Source organism: Pseudoxanthomonas suwonensis, from assembly GCF_010093235.1.
Lineage (GTDB): Bacteria > Pseudomonadota > Gammaproteobacteria > Xanthomonadales > Xanthomonadaceae > Pseudoxanthomonas > Pseudoxanthomonas suwonensis.
In genome coordinates, this window is the sequence record NZ_PDWP01000029.1 from 21914 (window position 1) to 41215 (window position 19302).

The window sequence follows — 19302 nt, forward strand, 5'->3', positions numbered from 1 at the left end:
GATGAGCAAGGAACTTCTGCTGGTAGTTGACGCGGTCGCCAACGAGAAGGGCGTGCCGCGCGAGGTGATCTTCGAGGCGCTGGAAGCCGCCCTGGCTTCGGCCGCCAAGAAGCGCTACGTCGACCAGGACGTGCTGACGCGCGTCTCGATCGACCGCAAGGACGGCAGCTACGAGACCTTCCGCCGCTGGGAAGTGGTGGCCGACGACGTCGTGATGGAGTCGCCCGACCGGCAGATCCGCCTGATGGACGCCGTGGACGAGGCCGATGGCGTCGAGGTCGGCGACTACATCGAGGAGCAGATCGAGAACCCCGAGTTCGGCCGGATCGCCGCCCAGGCCGCCAAGCAGGTCATCGTCCAGCGCGTGCGCGAGGCCGAGCGCCAGCAGGTCGTGGACGCGTGGAAGGACCGCGTGGGCGAGCTGGTCACCGGCGTGGTCAAGCGCGTGGAGCGCGGCAACATCTACGTGGACCTGGGCGGTAATGCCGAAGCCTTCATCCCGAAGGACAAGGGCATCCCGCGCGACGTGCTGCGCGCCGGCGACCGCGTGCGCGGCTACCTGTACGAGGTCCGCAGCGAACCCCGCGGCCCGCAGCTGTTCATCAGCCGCGCCGCGCCGGAGTTCATGATCGAGCTGTTCAAGCTCGAGGTGCCGGAAGTCGGCCAGGGCCTGGTCGAGATCAAGGCCTGCGCACGCGACCCGGGCGACCGCGCCAAGATCGCCGTGATCGCCCACGACAACCGCACCGATCCGATCGGCGCCTGCATCGGCATGCGCGGTTCGCGCGTGCAGGCGGTGAGCAACGAGCTCAACGGCGAGCGCGTGGACATCGTGCTGTGGAACGAGAACCCGGCCAACTTCGTCATCAACGCGATGGCGCCGGCCGAGGTGCAGTCGATCATCGTCGACGAAGAGAAGCATTCGATGGACCTGGCCGTGGCCGAGGACCGGCTGGCCCAGGCGATCGGCAAGGGCGGCCAGAACGTGCGCCTGGCCAGCCGCCTGACTGGCTGGCAGCTCAACGTCATGACCCAGGACCAGGTCGCGGCCAAGTCCGAGGCCGAGCAGGCCGTGGCCCGCCAGCTGTTCATGGACAAGCTGGAGGTCGACGAGGAGATCGCCGGCATCCTGGTGTCCGAGGGTTTCAGCACGGTCGAGGAAATCGCCTACGTGCCGGTCGGCGAGCTGCTGGCGGTGGAGGGCTTCGACGAGGACATCGTCGAGGAGCTGCGCGCCCGCGCCCGCGACGCCCTGCTCAACGACGCCCTGGCGGTCGAGGAGCAGGAAGACGAGGGCGCCCCGGCCGAGGACCTGCTGGCGCTGGAAGGCATGGACGAGGAAACCGCGTTCGCGCTGGCGGCCCATGGCGTCCGTACCTCCGAGGACCTGTCCGACCTGGCCGCCGACGAAGTGGCCGAGTTCGGCATCGAGGGCCTGGACGAGGCCCGCGCCGCGGCGCTGATCCTGGCCGCCCGCGCCGAGGAGATCGCCCGCCTGGAGCGTGGTGGATGATCGCCATGCGCACCCCTCCGGAGCGCCGGGCATGAGCCGGCGATGAACACCGCCCTGCACCCGCCAGGGCTTAGAATCCGCGTTTCCCTTGCTCTTTCTGGCGAGGGGGCGCCAAACAGAGCATAGGATCCGAATGTCGCAGCAAACCACCATTCGCAAGCTCGCCGAGCTGGTCAACACCCCGGTCGAGAAGCTGCTGGAGCAGCTGGCCGAGGCCGGCATGAAGTTCAGTGGCCCTGACCAGGTCGTGACCAGTGCCGAGAAGATCAAGCTCCTCGGCTTCCTGCGCCGCACCCACGGCAAGGGCTCGACGGCTCCGGCCGAGGAGATCGCTGCGCCGAAGAAGATCACCCTGGCGCGGCGCAAGGTGCAGGAACTGACCGTCGGCGGCGGCCGCAGCAAGACCACCGTCGCCGTCGAGGTCCGCCAGAAGCGCACCTACATCAACAAGGCCGACGCGCCGGCCCCCGAGGCCTCCGCCGGCCCGGTGGACGATGAGCGCGCCGAGGTGCTGCGCAAGCTGGAGGAGTCCCGCCAGCGCAACCTGGCCGAGCAGCAGCGCCTGGCCGAGATCGACCGCCAGCGCGCCGAGGAGGCCGAGCGCAAGCGCCAGGAGGAAGAGGCCGAGCGCAAGCGCCAGGAAGATGAGCGCAAGGCCGCCGAGGAGGCCGCCCGCGCCAGCGAGCCCGAGCCGGAGACCCCGGCCGGGCCGGTCGCCCCGCGCCCGGCGCGTCCGGCCGCCCGCGCCGCCGACGACGGCCGCGGCGCCTCCAAGCACAAGGCCCGTGGTTCGCACTCCATGGCCTCCGACGACGACGAGGCTGCCGGCCGTTTCGCCGGCCAGCTGCACCTGTCCGCCGCCGACCGCGCGCGCCGTTCCAGCGCACGCCCGGGTGGCGGCCGCGGCAAGCCGCAGCGTCGCCAGGAATCCCGTGGCGGCAGCGGCAACGGTGGCGTCGGTGGTTTCGAGCGCCCGACCGCGCCGGTCGTGCGCGAGGTCGCCATCGGCGATTCGATCACCGTGGCCGACCTGGCCCAGAAGCTGGCCCTCAAGGGCGGCGACGTGGTCAAGGCACTGTTCAAGATGGGCGTGATGGCGACCATCACCCAGACCATCGACCACGACACCGCCGCGCTGGTCACCGAGGAACTCGGCCACAAGCCGGTGCGCGCCGCGAGCGACGACGCCGAGACCGAGCTGATGGCGCACGTCGAGCGCGCGCAGGGCGAGCTCGCCCCGCGTCCGCCGGTGGTCACCATCATGGGCCACGTCGACCACGGCAAGACCTCGCTGCTGGACTACATCCGCCGCACCAAGGTCGCCACCGGCGAGGCCGGCGGCATCACCCAGCACATCGGCGCCTACCACGTCGAAACGCCCAAGGGCGTGATCAGCTTCCTGGATACCCCGGGCCACGCCGCGTTCACCTCGATGCGTGCCCGCGGCGCCAAGATCACCGACATCGTGGTCCTGGTGGTGGCGGCCGACGACGGCGTCATGCCGCAGACCAAGGAAGCGATCCAGCACGCGAAGGCGGCCGGCGTGCCGCTGATCGTGGCGATCAACAAGATCGACAAGTCCACCGCCGACCCGTCGCGGGTCAAGAGCGAGCTGCTCAACGAGCAGGTCGTGGCCGAGGAGTTCGGCGGCGACACCCAGATGGTGGAGCTGTCGGCCAAGACCGGCCTGGGCGTGGACGACCTGCTCGACGCGATCATCCTGCAGTCCGAGGTGCTCGAGCTGAAGGCCGTGCCGGAAGGCACCGCCAGCGGCGTGGTCATCGAGTCGGCGCTGGACAAGGGCCGCGGCCCGGTTGCCACCGTGCTGGTCCAGCAGGGCACGCTCAAGAAGGGCGACTACCTGGTCTGCGGCGTGCACTACGGCCGCGTCCGCGCCCTGTTCGACGAGACCGGCGGCCAGCCGAACTCGGCCGGCCCCTCGATCCCGGTGCAGGTCCTGGGCCTGTCCGGCGTGCCGGACGCCGGCGACGACTTCGTGGTGGTCAAGGACGAGCGCCTGGCCAAGGACGTCGCGCAGCAGCGCGACGCCAAGCGCCGCGAGTCGCGCCTGGTCCAGGCCGCGGGCAACCGCATGGAAGACATCATGGCCCAGATGGGCAAGGGCGAGGGCCAGCAGGTCCTCAACCTGCTGGTCAAGGCCGACGTCCAGGGCTCGGTGGAGGCGCTCAAGCAGTCGCTCACCGCGCTGTCCAACGACGAGATCCGGATCAACGTGATCAGCTCCGGCGTGGGCGGCATCACCGAGTCCGACGCCAACATCGCCGTGACCACCAAGGCCACCGTGATCGGCTTCAACGTCCGTGCCGACGCCTCGGCCCGCAAGATCATCGAGGCCAACGGCGTCGACCTGCGCTACTTCTCGATCATCTATGACGTGATCGACCAGGTGAAGCAGGTGGCTTCGGGCCTGCTGGGCGTGGAGATCCGCGAGGAGATCATCGGTACCGCCGAGGTGCGCGAGGTCTTCCGCAGCTCCAAGTTCGGCGCGGTCGCCGGCTGCATGGTCGTCGAGGGCGTGGTCAAGCGGAACAAGCCGATCCGAGTCCTGCGCGACAACACGGTCATCTTCGAGGGCGAGCTGGAATCGCTGCGCCGCTTCAAGGAGAACGTGGACGAAGTGCGCAACGGCACCGAGTGCGGCATTGGCGTGAAGGAGTACAACGACGTCAAGCCGGGCGATCAGATCGAGTGCTTCGAGCGCATCGAGGTCCAGCGCACGCTGTGACCTGCGCGGCGCCGGCGGCCCCGGGCCTGCCGGCGCCCGCGACGACGGGACGGCCCGCGCGGCCGTCCCGCCGTTTCCGGACCGCCACCGGCGGCCCGTAGTGGCGGGCAGGGCCCGCGGAGCAAGACCGGGCCGGGCCCGGCAAGGAACCAGCAGATGCCGACCAAGTCCTTCCATCGAACCGACCGCGTTTCGGCGCAGCTGCGCCGCGAACTGGGCACCCTGGTGCACGAGGCCGTGCGCGAGCACGGGCTGCCGTCGGTCAGCGTGTCCGACGTGGAGGTCACCCGCGACCTGGCCCATGCCAAGGTGTTCGTGACCGCGCTGATGCCGGAGCGCTCCGCCGAGGCGGTCAAGGCGCTCAAGGAGCTGGCCTACCAGCTGCGCATGGAGCTGGCGCGCCGGATCAAGATGCGCCACGTGCCCGAGCTGCACTTCCATTACGACGATTCGGTCGACCGCGGCGAGCGCATCGAGACCCTGCTGAAGCAGAACCCGCCGGTCCCTTCGGACGACTGACGCCGCCAGCCGGCGACCGTCCCCGGGATGCCGGTGGCGCCGGCATTCCCGTTGCGGGCTGCACTGCCAGCCGCTGGACGTTTCCGATCCGATGAGCCGCCCCAAGACCAAGTTCCGCCCGCTCGACGGCATCCTGCTGCTGGACAAGCCCGCGGGCATGAGTTCCAACGCCGCCCTGCAGGCGGCGCGTCGCCTGTTCCGCGCCGAGAAGGGCGGCCATACCGGCAGCCTGGATCCGCTGGCCACCGGCCTGTTGCCGCTGTGCTTCGGCGAGGCGACCAAGCTGGCCGGCCTGCTGCTGGGTTCGGACAAGGCGTACGAGGCCGGCATCGTGCTCGGCACCACCACCGATACGGACGACGCCGACGGCCAGGTACTGCTGCAGCGCCCGCTACCGGCGCTGGACCGCGCCGCGGTCGAGTCCGCGCTGGCCGGCTTCACCGGCACCCTGCAGCAGCGGGCGCCGGTGTATTCGGCGCTCAAGCAGGGCGGCGAGCCGCTGTATGCCCGCGCACGTCGCGGCGAGGCCATCGAGGCCCCCGTGCGCGAGGTCCGGGTCCATGCCATCGAGCTGCTGTCGCTGGCGCCGCCGCGGCTGGACATCCGCGTGACCTGCGGCTCGGGCACCTACATCCGCAGCCTGGCCCGCGACCTGGGCGAGGCGCTGGGTTGTGGCGCGCACATCGCCAGCCTGCGGCGGCTATGGGTCGAACCCTTCACGAAGCCGGCCATGTTCACCCTCGAACAGTTGCAGGCGCTGGCCGGGGAGGGCGGCGAGGCCGCGCTCGATGCCTGCCTGCTGCCGCTGGAGGCGGGACTGGCCGCTTTCCCGCGTATCGACCTCGATGCCGCGCAGGCGGCCCGGGTGGCCCAGGGCCAGCGCCTGCGCGGCCCCTGGGCGGCCGCCGATCCGGTGGCGGTGCACGGACCCGATGGCCGGGCGTTGGGGTTGGCGCGGGTGGATGCCGACGGGCGGCTCTCGCCGCAACGGTTGTTCAGGTACGCGGCGGCTTCCTGAGCGGGCAGCCGGCCGCCGCCATCCGCCCGTCGCATCGCCTTGTTCGGCCCGGCAGCGGGGGGTACAATTCGCGCGCCTTTTTCCCAGGCATTCCTTTCCGCCGGTTCCACGGGCGGCTTCCCGCAAGCGGCGGGCCAGGCGGTGCGCACCAGCGCGTTCCTGCCAGCCTCGCATCCAAGAGAAAAACCATGTCCATCGACACCCAGAAGATCATTGCCGACAACGCGCGCGGCACCAACGACACCGGCTCCCCGGAAGTCCAGGTCGCCCTCCTGACCGCCCGCATCGAGCAGCTGACCGAGCACTTCAAGGTCCACAAGAAGGACCACCACAGCCGCCGCGGCCTGCTGCAGCTGGTCAACCGCCGCCGCAGCCTGCTCGACTACCTCAAGCGCAAGGACAACGAGCGCTACAAGAGCCTGATCGAGAAGCTTGGCCTGCGTCGCTGACGTACCCTCCCGCCGCGGCGCAGAAATGCGCCGCGGTTTGCATTTGGGCCCCGGCAATCCATCGTCGGCGCTCCTCCCCGGGTAACCGGGGCGCAACACCCGCAAGCGGCCGGGCTTTTCCGGCCACCCGTTGCCGGCAAGGGCCGTCACCGGTCAATCGCAAGCAGATTCCAAGGAACCGACGTGGCAAAAATCACCAAAACCTTCCAGTACGGCAAGCACACCGTGACCCTGGAAACGGGCGAGGTCGCCCGCCAGGCCAGTGGCTCCGTCATCGTCAAGATGGACGACACCGTACTGCTGGTCACCGCCGTCGCCGCCAAGAGCGCGCGTGAGGGCCAGGACTTCTTCCCGCTCACCGTGGACTACCAGGAGAAGTTCTACGCCGGCGGCCGCATCCCCGGCGGCTTCTTCAAGCGCGAGGGCCGCCCGACCGAGAAGGAAACGCTGATTTCGCGCCTGATCGACCGTCCGATCCGTCCGCTGTTCCCGGAGGACTACAAGAACGAGGTCCAGATCATCGCCACGGTGATGTCGCTGAACCCCGAAATCGACGGCGACATCCCGGCCCTGATCGGTGCCTCGGCCGCCCTGTCGCTGGCCGGCACCCCGTTCAAGGGCCCGATCGGCGCCGCCAAGGTCGGTTACAAGGATGGCCAGTACATCCTCAACCCGACCGCCTCCGAGCTGGCCGAGTCCAAGCTGGAGCTGGTGGTCGCCGGTACCGCCAACGCCGTGCTGATGGTCGAGTCCGAGGCGCAGCTGCTGTCCGAGGAAGTGATGCTGGGCGCGGTCACCTTCGGCCATCGCGAGATGCAGAAGGTCATCAACGCGATCAACGAGCTGACCGTCGAAGCCGGCACCAAGCCGAGCGACTGGGCGCCGCCGCCGAAGAACGAGGCCCTGATCGCGGCGCTGAAGGAAGCCGTGGGCAACCGCCTGGCCGAGGCCTTCCAGATCCGCGACAAGCTGCAGCGCCGCGACGCCATCGCCGCGATCAAGAAGGACGTGGCCGAGCAGCTGGCCGGCCGCGTCGCCGAGGAGGGCTGGAACCCGGCCGAGCTGTCGAAGGAATTCGGCGAGCTCGAGTACCGCACCATGCGCGACTCGGTGCTGGAGACCAAGGTCCGCATCGACGGCCGCGCCCTGGACACCGTCCGCCCGATCAGCGTGAAGACCGGCGTGCTGCCGCGTACCCACGGCTCGGCGATGTTCACCCGCGGCGAGACCCAGGCCATCGTGGTCACCACCCTGGGCACCACCCGCGACGGCCAGATCATCGATGCCGTCTCCGGTGAGTACAAGGAAAACTTCCTGTTCCACTACAACTTCCCCCCGTACTCGGTGGGCGAGTGCGGCCGCTTCGGCGCGCCGAAGCGCCGCGAGATCGGCCACGGCCGCCTCGCCAAGCGCGGCGTGCTGGCGGTGATGCCGAGCATCGAGGAGTTCCCGTATACCGTGCGCGTGGTCTCGGAGATCACCGAGTCCAACGGCTCCTCGTCCATGGCCTCGGTCTGCGGCAGCTCGCTGGCGCTGATGGATGCCGGCGTGCCGGTGAAGGCCCCGGTGGCGGGCATCGCCATGGGCCTGGTGAAGGAAGACGACCGCTTCGTCGTCCTGTCCGACATCCTGGGTGACGAAGACCACCTGGGCGACATGGACTTCAAGGTCGCCGGCACCGCCGACGGCGTGTCCGCCCTGCAGATGGACATCAAGATCGAGGGCATCACCGAGGAGATCATGAAGCAGGCGCTGGAGCAGGCGAAGGCCGGCCGACTGCACATCCTCGGCGAGATGGCCAAGGCCCTGACCGCCCCGCGTGCGGAGCTGTCCGAGTACGCCCCGCGCCTGCTGACCATCAAGATCCACCCGGACAAGATCCGCGAGGTGATCGGCAAGGGTGGCGCCACCATCCAGGGCATCACCAAGGAAACCGGCACCCAGATCGACATCCAGGACGACGGCACCATCGTCATCGCTTCGGTCAACGCCGCCGCTGCCCAGGCCGCCAAGGCCCGCATCGAGCAGATCACCTCGGACGTCGAGCCGGGCCGGATCTACGAGGGCAAGGTCGCCAAGATCATGGACTTCGGCGCGTTCGTGACCATCCTGCCGGGCAAGGACGGCCTGGTCCACGTCTCGCAGATCTCCAGCGAGCGCGTGGAGAAGGTCTCCGACAAGCTCAAGGAAGGCGACGTGGTCAAGGTCAAGGTGCTGGAGGTCGACAAGCAGGGCCGTATCCGCCTGTCGATCAAGGCCGTCGAGGAAGGCGAGGGCGTGACGGAGTAATCCGCCACGGCCAACGCTGGAACCAGCAAAGAGCGGGCTTCGGCCCGCTCTTTGCGTTTGTGGTCACGCGATCCTGCCTAGACTGCCGGCATTCCCCGGTGCGAGGGACCGCCGTTGGCCGCGACCGCCGATCCAGCCGGAAACGACGCCGCGCTCCAGCGCGAGCGCGACGAACGTCGCCGCCGCGAGCGCTGGCTGGCGGGCCTGGCGGGGACGGCGGCATCGCGCTGGCGCGTGACGGTGGCCGCCAGCGTCGCCGCGGGATGGCTGCTGGTGCCGCAGGCCTGGGCCCTGGCGGCCCTGCTGGATGCGGTGTTCGTACGCGGCGCCGGGTTGGAAGGGCACCTGCTGCCGCTACTCGTGCTGGGGGGCTGCCTGGCCGCCCGGGCCCTGCTGGCCTGGTCCGCCCGCGATGCCGCCGGCGACGTGTCCGAGGCGGCGCGCGCGGAACTCCGCGGGCGCCTGTGGCGGGCCCTGCAGGCCGGCGGTCCACGCTGGTTGCGCCGGCACGCCAGTGGCGCCCTGGCCGAGCTGCCGCTGTCCCATGCCGAAGCGGCCGGCGACTACCACGCCGGCTACCGGCTCGCCCGGATCGAGACGGCCTGGGTGCCCCCCGTGCTGCTGCTGGCGATGTTCTTCGCCGATCCCGTGCCGGGCCTGCTGCTGCTGCTGGCCGCGCCCCTGCTGCCGGTTTCCATGGTCCTGGTGGGCTGGGGCGCGGAATCGGCCAGCCGTGCGCAGCTGGGCGAGCTGGCACGCATGGGCGGGCGCTTCGCCGACCGGCTGCGCGGGCTCGGACTGATCCGGCTGTACGGACGCGGCGAGGCGGAACTGGAGGGCATTGCCCTTGCCGCCGAGGGGCTGCGCGTACGCAGCATGCGCGTACTGCGCATCGCCTTCCTGTCCGCGGCCGTACTGGAGTTCTTCGCATCGGCCAGCGTGGCGCTGGTGGCGCTGTACTTCGGGCTGGGCTACCTCGGCATGCTCCCCGTGGACGTGGCGCCGGACCTGGGTACCGGCCTGTTCTGCCTGCTGCTGGCGCCGGAGTTCTTCGCGCCGATGCGGCGGCTGGGCGCGCGCTACCACGACCGCGCCGCAGCGCTGGCCGCCGCGGCGGGGATCGAATCGGTGCTGGGCCTGCTGCCGGAGCGGACGCCGGACGCCCCGCCGCCGCGGGCGGAGGCGCGGTCGCTGGACGATGCGCGAGGCATCCCGGATGCGGTGCAGCCGATGCCAGGCCCATCGCCAGGTCGCGGGCAGCCGGTGCTGCGCGTGCAGGCGCTGTCGCTGGCGTCCGCGCCGGGCGCGTCGCCGCTGCTGGAGGGACTGGATCTTGAACTGCATCCGGGCGAGCGCCTTGCGGTGACCGGGCCCAGCGGCAGCGGCAAGAGCCTGCTGCTGGAGGCCGTGGCCGGCTGGGTGCCGCCGCTGGCTGGAGAGATCGTGGTCGCCGGCGGCGTGCGCATCGGCCTGGCGGGCCAGAGGCCCCACCTGTTCCAGGGGACGCTGGCGGACAACCTGCGCCTGGCCGGCGACTGTCCGCCAGCCGACCTGCTCGCGGCGGCCGAAGCCGCGCAGGTGATGCGCTTCGCCAGGCAGCTTCCCGGCGGCCTGGATGCTGCCGTGGGCGAACGCGGTTTCGGCCTGTCCGGCGGCGAAGCCCGGCGCGTGGCGCTGGCGCGCGCCCTGTTGCGCAGGCCCGGGTTGCTCCTGCTCGACGAGCCCACCGCCTTCCTCGATCCGCAGACCGAGGCAGCCCTGCTCGAAGCCCTGTCGCGGCATGCAGCAGGTTGCGCCGTGCTGGTGGCGACGCACAGCCCGCGGGTGATGCGCTGGGCGGGGCGGGTGCTGGATCTGCCGTCGGGACAGGTGCGGCCTGCAGGGGAGGTCCGGCCATGACCGGGCCGGGCGATCCGTCGCGGCCGTTCCCGCGCGGCCTGCGCCTGCGGTTCGCCGCCGTGGTGGCGCTGATGGCGGCGACCCTGCTGGCCGGCACCGCGCTGCTCGGGGTGGCCGGCGGCTTCATCACCGCCTGCGCGCTGGCGGCCGGCACGGCCAGCGGCTTCAACTTCTTTTCGCCCTCGGCGGGCATCCGGGCGCTGACCTTCGCCCGCATCGCCTCGCGCTATTTCGAGAAGATCGCCGCCCACGACGCGACCCTGCGCCTGGCGCGGGACGTGCGGACCTGGTTCTTCCGGCGTGCCCTGCCGCTTGCGCCGGGGCGCCTGGGGTGGGCGCGCACGGGCGTGCTGATGTCGCGGCTGCTCGACGATATCGAGCGCGTGGAAGCGCGCCTGGTGCGTGGACTGGGGCCGTTGCTCGCCCTGGCCGTGCTCTCGCTGGCGGCGCTGGCCTGGACGGCCTGGGCCTTGCCGCCGGCTGGACTGGTGCTTGCGGCCGCGATGGCGGTCATCGCGCCGGCCGCGGCACTGCCGGTGCTGTGGAAGGGGAAGGCGCGCGAGTCCCGCGACGCGCGCCTGCAGGAACGCCTGCGGGTGCGGGTGCACGAGGGCATCGAGGGCGCGGCCGACCTGGCGGCGCTGGATGCCGGCGCGACCTGGACGGCGCGGGTGGATGCCGCGGCCGCGCGCGTCGCGCGCAGCCGCCGCCAGCGGCTGCGGAGGAGCTCGCTCGCGACCCTGGTAGCTTCCCTTGCCGGTGCGGCGGCCCTGGTCGCCGTGGTGGCCCTCTCGCTGCAGGCCGCGCACCTGGCACGGATCACGCCGGCCACGGCCGCCGCGCTGTGCTTCGCGACCCTGGCCCTGCTGGAGGCCTGGGCCGGCGTGGGCCTGGCCTGGCAGGCACTGCTGGCCGCCCGTCCCTCGGAGCGGCGGTTGCACGGGATCCTCGCCCGGTCGCCGGTGGCAACCGATCCCCCGCAGCCGCTGCCGGTGCCGGACCAGGGGGCGCTGGAGCTGGAGGGCGTGCGTTTCGCCCATCCCGGAGGGCGGCCGCTGCTGCGGGACGCAAGCCTGCGCCTGGAGCCGGGCGCGCGCGTGGTCGTGGCCGGCGACAGCGGCAGCGGCAAGAGCACCCTGCTGGCGCTGGTGCTGCGCATCCTCGACCCGCAGGCCGGCAGGGTCGCCTGGGCCGGCATCGACCTGCGCCGCCTTGGCCAGGCGTGCTGGCACTCGCGCCTGGCCTGGCTGCCGCAGGACGCGCCCGTGTTCGCAGGCAGCGTCCGCGCCAACCTGGCGATGGGCGACCCGCGCGCCGGCGACCAGGCCCTGTGGGCTGTGCTGGAGGCCATGCGCCTGGATGCGCGGGTGCGTGCCGCGGGCGGCCTGGACTGCGAGGTGGGCGAGGGCGGGGCGCTGCTGTCCGCAGGCGAGGCACGCAGGCTGGCGCTGGCGCGGGCACTGCTGCGGCCGGCGCCGCTGGTGCTGCTGGACGAGCCGGTCGAGGGCCTGGACGTGGACGCCGCCGAGGCCCTGCTGCTGGACCTGGAACAGGCGCTGGGCGCGCGCGGCCTGCTGCTGGTATCGCACGCTCCCGTGCCGGCCACGCTGCCATGGCGGCGACTGCGGCTGGAGCAGGGGCGGTTGCGGGAAGGCTGACTGCGGCGCCGCGCCGGCCGGCTCAGGCCGCGCGCAGGGTCTCGAGCCCGGCGAAGTCCAGGATCTCGATTCGGTAGGTTTCCGGCACCGCGATCAGGCCCTTGCCGCGCAGGGTGCTGAGGCAGCGGCTGACGGTCTCCACCGTGAGGCCCAGGTGGTCGGCGATATCGGCGCGCGGCATCGGCAGCGCCACCGTCGGCCCCGGGTTTCCGGCGCGGGCCTCGCGCGCGGACAGCTTCAGCAGGAAGTCGGCCATGCGCTCGATCGGGTTCATGCGCGCCAGGGCCATCATCTGGTCGCGGGCCGAGTCCAGTTCCACGCAGGCGCGTTCCAGCAGCTTGTCGCGCAGCTGCGGGTAGCGCGCGCCCAGGCGCTGCATGGCATCGATGCCGAACCGGCACAGCTCGGTTTCGCCCAGTGCCTCGACGTCGTGGCTGTAGTTGGGCGAGCCGCTCAGGCCGACGAAGTCGCCCGGCAGGGCGAAGCCGGCCACCTGGCGGCGGCCGTCGGCGGCCAGGCGCACCATGCGCAGGGCGCCGCGGACCACCGTGAAGACGTGCCTGCGCGGGTCACCCTGGCGGGCCAGCACCGCGCCGGGGCCCAGCAGCTGGCTGCTGGCCTCGGCATCCAGGGCGTGCATTTCCTCGTGGCTCAGCACCGAGCAGACGGCCAGATGGCGCACCTGGCAGTGTGCACAGGGCCCCAGCGGTCCTGCCTCGTCGGGCGGCGGGGTCAGGCAGGGACTGTCGAACGGGGGCCAAGCCATGTCGGGCACACTGAGCAGGATGCTGCGTATTGTACCCCTCCGGCGCACCACGTGCCGGAGCGCGGCGTCCACACGTTAGAATCCCGCATCCCGTCCGTGCCCCCCTGGCACAGGAGTTTTTTCGCTTGATCAGGCCCCGTACCCCGGCCGGCGTCATGGAGCTGCTGCCGCGCGAGCAGATCGCCTTCCAGCGCATGCTCGACGTCATCCGCCGCAACTACGAACGCTTCGGCTTCCTGCCGGTGGAAACCCCGGTATTCGAACTGTCCGACGTGCTGCTGACCAAGTCCGGCGGCGAGACCGAGCGGCAGGTGTATTTCGTCCAGTCCACCGGCGCGCTGGCCAATGCCGCGGCCGAGGGCGCGGCCGGCGGCCTGCCGGAGATGGCGCTGCGCTTCGACCTGACCGTGCCGCTGGCGCGCTACGTGGCCGAGCACGAGCACGAACTGAGCTTCCCGTTCCGCCGCTACCAGATGCAGCGCGTGTACCGCGGCGAGCGCGCCCAGCGCGGCCGCTTCCGCGAGTTCTACCAGTGCGACATCGACGTCATCGGCAAGGACGCGCTGAGCATCCGTTACGACGCCGAGGTGCTGGCGGTGATCCACTCGGTGTTCTCCGAGCTGGGCATCGGCGCGTTCCGCGTGCAGCTCAACAACCGCAAGCTGATGCGCGGCTTCTTCGAGGCCCAGGGCGTGGCCGACCCGCAGCAGCAGGCGCTGGTCCTGCGCGAGGTCGACAAGCTCGACAAGCGCGGCCCCGAATACGTGCGCGAGACCCTGACCGGACCGGACTTCGGCCTGCCGGCCGCGGCCGTGGACCGGATCCTGGCCTTCGTCGAGGTGCGTTCGGAATCGCATGCGGATGCGCTGGCCAGGATCGACGCGGTGCTGGCCGAGGCCGGCGAGGGCGCCAGCGACGTGCTGCGCGCCGGCGCCGCCGAGCTGCGCGAGGTACTGGAGCTGGTCCGCGCCCTGGGCGTGCCGGAATCGGCCTACTGCCTCAACTTCTCCATCGCCCGTGGCCTGGACTACTACACCGGCACCGTCTACGAGACCCAGCTGGTCGACCACCCGGGCATCGGTTCGATCTGCTCCGGCGGCCGCTACGAGGACCTGGCCAGCCACTACACCAAGTCGAAGCTGCCGGGCGTGGGCATCTCCATCGGCCTGACCCGCCTGTTCTGGCAGCTGCGCGAGGCCGGCCTGATCGAGGGCATCGCCGAGAGCAGCGTGCAGGCCATGGTCGCGCTGATGGACGAGAGCCAGCTGGCCGACGCGCTGGACATCGCCCGCCACCTGCGCCTGGGCGGCATCAACACCGAGGTGCAGATGGAGCCGCGCAAGATCGGCAAGCAGTTCCAGTACGCCTCGCGTGCCGGCATCCGCTTCGTGGTGCTGGCCGGCCCGGACGAGCAGGCCCGTGGCGTGGTCGCGGTCAAGGACCTGGTGCGCGAGCAGCAGTTCGACGTGCCGCGCGGCGAACTGGCCGAGACCCTCAAGGTCGAGCTGGAGCAGGCCCGCGCCCTGGCGGGGCGCTGAGCTATCCGTCCGGCCCGCCACGAGGCGGGCCGGCGCATCCCGGCGCCGGGGCACGCCGGCGCCTTCCATCGCATAACGCAACAGGCAGGCGCATGACGACGATCCGTCTCGACGGGCAATCCCTGACGCGCGACCAGCTGGTCGCCGTGGCCAAGGGCGCGAAGGTCGCGCAGGACCCCGGGGCGCTGCAGGCGGTGGCGCGGGCGGCGGAATTCCTCGCCGAGCAGGTCCGCCGCGAGGAGCCGATCTACGGCGTATCCACCGGCTTCGGCAGCAACGCCGACAAGCTGCTGGGCGCGCATCCGCTGCGCGACGAGCTGCCAGGCGCGGCGCCTTCCGGGCGTTCGCTGCACGAGGAGCTGCAGCGCAACCTGATCGTGACCCACGCCGTGTGCGTGGGCGAGCCGATGGCCGCCGACGTGGTGCGGGCGATGCTGTGCATCCGCCTCAACACCCTGCTCAAGGGCCATTCCGGCATCCGCGTGCAGACCCTGGAGGCGATGGCCGCCATGCTCAACGCCGGCATCGTGCCGGTGGTGCCGCAGCTGGGATCGGTCGGCGCCTCCGGCGACCTGGCGCCGCTGTCGCATCTGGCCATCGTCCTGCTGGGCGGCGGCGAAGCCTTCGTCGACGGCCAGCGCATGCCGGGCGCCGAAGCCCTGCGTCGGGCGGGGCTCGAGCCGGTATCGCTGTCGTACAAGGAAGGCCTGGCGCTGAACAACGGCACCGCGCAGATGCTGGCCATGGGCGTGCTCGCGCTGCACCGGCTGGAACAGATGCTGGACACGGCCGACCTGGCCGCGGCCATGACCATCGACGCCTTCGCCGGACGCCTGGGCGCGTTCGCCGAGGAAGTGCATGCGCTGCGTCCGCATCCGGGCCAGGTCCAGGTCGCCGCCAACCTGCGCCGGCTTCTGTCGGGCTCCACGCTGGCCGATATCCCGTACCACCTGGTGCCGCGGTTCCGGCCGTGGCTGCCGTCGAGCTGGGACACGGAAGAGTCGCGCGGGCTGCGCTTCGACATCGGCTGGGACTGGGTGCCGGCCGACCAGCGCCATGGCCGCGAGAAGTTCTACCAGCGCTTCCTGCCGTTCCGTGGCGGCAAGAAGCACCAGCCGCAGGACAGCTATTCGCTGCGCTGCATCCCGCAGGTCCACGGCGCGGTGCGCGATGCCGCGGCGCAGGCGGCGCGGGTGCTGGAGATCGAGCTCAACGCGGTGACCGACAACCCGCTGGTGTTCCCGGACAAGGCCGACGCGGCGCACGTGGAAGAGCAGGTGATCTCCGCCGGCCACTTCCACGGCATGCCGCTGGCGCTGGCGCTCAGCTACCTCAAGGCGGCGATCCCGACCCTTGCCTCGATCTCCGAGCGCCGGCTCAACAAGCTGGTCGATCCGGCCACCAACGACGGCCTGCCGGCGTTCCTGATCGGCAACGAGGACGGCACCGAGTCCGGCCACATGATCGTGCAGTACACCGCCGCGGCCATCGTCAACGACCTGGCCAGCCGCGCGCATCCGGCCTCGGTGTATTCGGTGCCGACCAGCGCCAATGCCGAGGACCACGTGTCCATGGGCGCCAACGAGGCGCGCCATGTGCTGGCCATGGTCGAGGACCTGGGCAAGGTGCTGGCGCTGGAGCTCTACACCGCCGCCCAGGCACTGGACCTGCGCCGCGACATGATCAACGCCGCCCGCGCACTTGCGCGACGCGCCGATGCGCAGGCGCTGGCGGGCAAGGTGCAGGGCGGTCCGGCGCCGGATGCGCCCGTGCGCGAGCGTTTCCTGGCCGAGGTCGAGGAGCTGCGCGCGCAGCTGGCCGAGGCGGATGCGTTCCATCCCGGCGAGGCGGTGGCGCGTGCCCATGCACGCATCCGTGAGGCGGTGCCGTTCCTGGACCGTGACCGCGCGATGGACGGCGAGGTCGCCACCATGGTTCAGCTGGTCGCCTCCGGCGCCCTGCTGGAAGCGCTGCCGCAGGCCTGATCGCGGCCGCGTTCCGCGCGGGACGTGGGCGCGGCCTCAGCTGGCCACGCTGATGATTGGCCCGGCCCCGTGGAAATACTCCATGGCGTAGGCCAGTTCGCCGGGGCTCTGCGCATGCAGCTGCAGCAGCGGCTGCCCGGCCTCGACCACGTCGCCGAGCCGCACCTGCAGGTAGACGCCCGCCGCCGGGCTCTGCGGCGCGCCCGCCAGCTTGGCCAGCCGCGACAGCTTGCGGTTGTCGATGGCGGTGACAGTGCCGGCCGCGAGCGCGACCACGGCCTGCACGGGACCGGCACGCGGTGGCCTGCGCAGGCCGCCCTGGGCCTCGCAGATCGCCCGGAAACGGGTCCATGCGCGGCCGTCGTCCAGCGTGCGGCGGGCGAGTTCCTGGCCCTGTCCGGCGGGTGCGACGCCGCCGATCTCCAGCACGGCCCCGGCCACCAGGATGGCGCGCTCGCGCAGGTCGTCGGGCGCATCGACGGCACCCTGCAGCACGGCCAGCACGTCCCAGGCTTCCAGCGCCGGACCGATGCCGCGACCGACCGGCTGCGTGCCATCGGTGAACAGGCAGCGCAGCTTCAGGCCGAAGTCGCCGGCGACCTGTTCCATGCGCCCTGCCAGGTGCCGGGCCTCGTCGTCGCTGCGCACCTTGGCGGTCGGTCCGACCGGGATGTCGATGACCACGTGGGTCGCGCCGGCGGCGATCTTCTTGGACAGGATCGAGGCGATCATCTGCCCTTCGGTGTCGATGTCCAGCTCGCGCTCGATGCGTACGAACAGGTCGTCGGCTGGCGACAGCTGCATGGCGCCGCCCCAGGCCAGGCAGGCGCCGTGCTCGCCGACGACGCGATGCAGGGTCCCGGTGTCCAGCTCGACCGGCGCGAGCGTTTCCATGGTGTCGGCGGTGCCGGCGGGCGAGGTGATCGCGCGCGAGGACGTCTTCGGCATGACCAGTCCGTTCGCCGCGGCGATGGCAACGACGATCGGCGTGGTGCGGTTGCCCGGCAGGCCGCCGACGCAATGCTTGTCGACCACCACGCCGGAGTTCCACGACAGCCGCCTGCCGGCCTCCACCATCGCCCGGGTCAGGTGGATGGTCTCCTCCACGTCCAGTGGCAAGGTGGCGGTGGCGGTGAGGAAGGCCGACAGCTGGACATCGCTGTAGCGGCCGCGCACCGCGTCACCGACGATGGCCGGGAAATCGGCGGCATCCAGGCGATGGCCGTGGATGCGCTTGCGTACCGCGCCCAGCGATTCCGGCATCGGCGCGTGGTGGACCTGGACCTCGGTGCCTTCCTCGATGTCCAGCGCCTCCCACGCCGCCTCGGACAGCGCCACCTGGTCGATCGGCGCGCGCGGATCGTCGGTCTGGTACAGGAGGGCGTGGATTTCGCGCCCATTGGCGGTGACCAGCACCTGGCTGCGCGGGGCCAGGCCCTCGGCGCGGCAGACATGGGAGTCGGTGCGCAGCACGGCGACCGACTGGTGCTGCGCATGCAGCCTGAGGCGGACGGCACGAAGGGCAGGCGGCCGGGCCGCGGGCGTGGTGGCGCTCAAGGTGGGCAACTCCGGTATGGCATGCAGTGGATGCCTTCAGGGGACGAGTCAGGCCGCCGGATCGCGGCGGCCTTCGAGCAGTGCCTGCGCGAACAGCGGCGCCAGGGCGATGCGGTTGCTGGGGTGGGCCACCGCATCGGTGGAGGTGACGCGGGCGAATGCCTGCCGCAGCGCTGCATGGGCCTCGTCGGCGAGCAGCGCATGGACCACCACGCATTCCGGCCGCCTCAGGCCCTGGGCGAGCATCTGCCGTGCCGCGACCAGCAGGGTGCGCCCGGAAGAGGCGATGTCGTCGACCAGCACCGGGGTGTGGTCACGGTAGCCGCCCAGGTCGGTCTGCTCGATCTCCACCTCGCGGTCACCGTGGCGGGTCTTGCGCAGCACCGCGCAGGGCGCGCCGATGCGGCTGGCGATCGCTGAAGCCCATTGCTCGCTTTCCCCGTCGGGGCCGACCACCAGCGGGCGCTCGACATTGGCGGCGATCCAGTCGGCCAGCAGCGGTGCCGAGTGCAGGGTGGCGGTTGGGATGGTGTAGAGCGAGGACAGGGCGGGGTAGCGGTGGAGGTGCGGGTCCACGGTCAGCAGCGCGTCGAAGTGGGCCGACAGCACCCTGGCGAAGGTGAGCGAACTGACCGCCTCGCCCGGATTGAAGCGCTGGTCCTGGCGCATGTAGGCCAGGTACGGCGCGACCAGGTTGACCTCGGTCGCGCCCAGTTCGCGCGCGCAGTCGGCGGTGAACAGCAGCATGGCCAGCTGTTCGTCGGGCCGGGCCAGGGTGCACACCAGGTCCACCGCCCGGCCGGCGACGTCGGAGTGCAGGCGGACGTAGCTCTCGCCATCGGGGAAACGGCGCGTCTCCAGGTGTCCGCGTTCGGCGCCGCAGGCCGCGGCGAGCTGGTCGGCGAAGGCTTCGTTGCCGGGCAGGGCGATGATCAGGCGTTGCATCCAGGTATCCGGGTACGTGTTTTCGGTGTTCGCGGGAAGGGCGACAGGCCGTCCGGCCAATGGTGCGCTGGAAACGGGCCGGAGCGGTGACGGAGCAGCACGCTGCGCGCAGGACGGGTGGGTAGGAGCGGGCGCCAGCTGGCCCGGCCGGGTGCCCGGTCCGGATGAAGGTGCGGCCGCGGTCCCGGTTGGCCGATCCGTCTTCCGGAACCCGCCCATGGTGTCTTCCAGGCCTGGCGGCCCACGCTGAACGATCTGCGATGCTGCCCTTCCGGCACCGGCCCGGATGATTGACCAATGCTGCGTCGCGGCGTAATGTATTAGCACGCTAATACATTGATACGTGACTGTCTATGAGAATCATCTGACGCGGCCGACGAGCTATAATATATAGAAATGGTGGGAGGGAGGGGCATTAAA

13 protein-coding genes are annotated in these 19302 nt (G+C 71.3%); 10 read left to right on the plus strand and 3 right to left on the minus strand.

The features are described 5' to 3' along the window. Position 1: 1 nt before the first annotated feature. The 8 genes from nusA to cydC all read left to right on the plus strand — a co-directional run bounded on the left by nusA (position 2) and on the right by cydC (position 12091). The gene (gene nusA / locus CSC68_RS13390; protein WP_162204082.1) at positions 2–1513 is read left to right on the plus strand and encodes a transcription termination factor NusA; all 1512 of its coding nucleotides are present in this window, start codon (positions 2–4) and stop codon (positions 1511–1513) included. Between the two features lie 133 nt (positions 1514–1646). Further along, positions 1647–4259, plus strand: coding sequence for a translation initiation factor IF-2 (gene infB / locus CSC68_RS13395; protein ID WP_162204083.1), 2613 nt, complete (start codon positions 1647–1649; stop codon positions 4257–4259). Between the two features lie 156 nt (positions 4260–4415). Next, positions 4416–4778: a 30S ribosome-binding factor RbfA gene (rbfA, locus tag CSC68_RS13400; protein ID WP_162204085.1), complete on the plus strand. Its 363-nt coding sequence runs from the start codon at positions 4416–4418 to the stop codon at positions 4776–4778. A 91-nt stretch (positions 4779–4869) separates the two neighbouring features. Next, positions 4870–5796: a tRNA pseudouridine(55) synthase TruB gene (gene truB / locus CSC68_RS13405; RefSeq protein ID WP_162204087.1), complete on the plus strand. Its 927-nt coding sequence runs from the start codon at positions 4870–4872 to the stop codon at positions 5794–5796. Positions 5797–5984: 188 nt separating this feature from the next. Then, the gene (gene rpsO / locus CSC68_RS13410; protein ID WP_162204088.1) at positions 5985–6245 is read left to right on the plus strand and encodes a 30S ribosomal protein S15; all 261 of its coding nucleotides are present in this window, start codon (positions 5985–5987) and stop codon (positions 6243–6245) included. Between the two features lie 183 nt (positions 6246–6428). Further along, positions 6429–8534, plus strand: a complete 2106-nt coding sequence (gene pnp / locus CSC68_RS13415) for a polyribonucleotide nucleotidyltransferase (RefSeq protein WP_162204090.1) — start codon at positions 6429–6431, stop codon at positions 8532–8534. 114 nt (positions 8535–8648) lie between these two features. Then, positions 8649–10433, plus strand: a complete 1785-nt coding sequence (cydD, locus tag CSC68_RS13420; protein ID WP_162204092.1) for a thiol reductant ABC exporter subunit CydD — start codon at positions 8649–8651, stop codon at positions 10431–10433. Then, complete coding sequence (gene cydC, locus CSC68_RS13425; protein ID WP_162204094.1) at positions 10430–12091, plus strand: thiol reductant ABC exporter subunit CydC; 1662 nt, start codon at positions 10430–10432, stop codon at positions 12089–12091. Before cydD ends, cydC begins: the two co-directional genes overlap by 4 nt. A gap of 22 nt (positions 12092–12113) precedes the next feature. Here cydC and CSC68_RS13430 read toward each other — a convergent pair whose 3' ends face one another. Then, positions 12114–12857, minus strand: coding sequence for a Crp/Fnr family transcriptional regulator (locus CSC68_RS13430; RefSeq protein ID WP_425501257.1), 744 nt, complete (start codon positions 12855–12857; stop codon positions 12114–12116). A 125-nt stretch (positions 12858–12982) separates the two neighbouring features. Here CSC68_RS13430 and hisS point away from each other — a divergent pair, with 125 nt between their 5' ends. Next, a complete protein-coding gene (gene hisS / locus CSC68_RS13435; protein ID WP_162204097.1) occupies positions 12983–14395 on the plus strand; it encodes a histidine--tRNA ligase in 1413 nt (470 codons plus the stop codon). A 92-nt stretch (positions 14396–14487) separates the two neighbouring features. Then, positions 14488–16380 carry an HAL/PAL/TAL family ammonia-lyase gene (locus tag CSC68_RS13440; protein ID WP_162204099.1) on the plus strand — a complete coding sequence of 631 codons (1893 nt, stop codon included), beginning with the start codon at positions 14488–14490 and terminating at the stop codon, positions 16378–16380. A gap of 36 nt (positions 16381–16416) precedes the next feature. Here the strand turns inward: CSC68_RS13440 and CSC68_RS13445 are convergent, their stop codons facing one another. Further along, positions 16417–17937: a thymidine phosphorylase family protein gene (locus CSC68_RS13445; protein WP_162204101.1), complete on the minus strand. Its 1521-nt coding sequence runs from the start codon at positions 17935–17937 to the stop codon at positions 16417–16419. A gap of 48 nt (positions 17938–17985) precedes the next feature. Continuing rightward, complete coding sequence (locus CSC68_RS13450; protein ID WP_162204102.1) at positions 17986–18882, minus strand: ribose-phosphate pyrophosphokinase; 897 nt, start codon at positions 18880–18882, stop codon at positions 17986–17988. Positions 18883–19302: the final 420 nt, after the last annotated feature.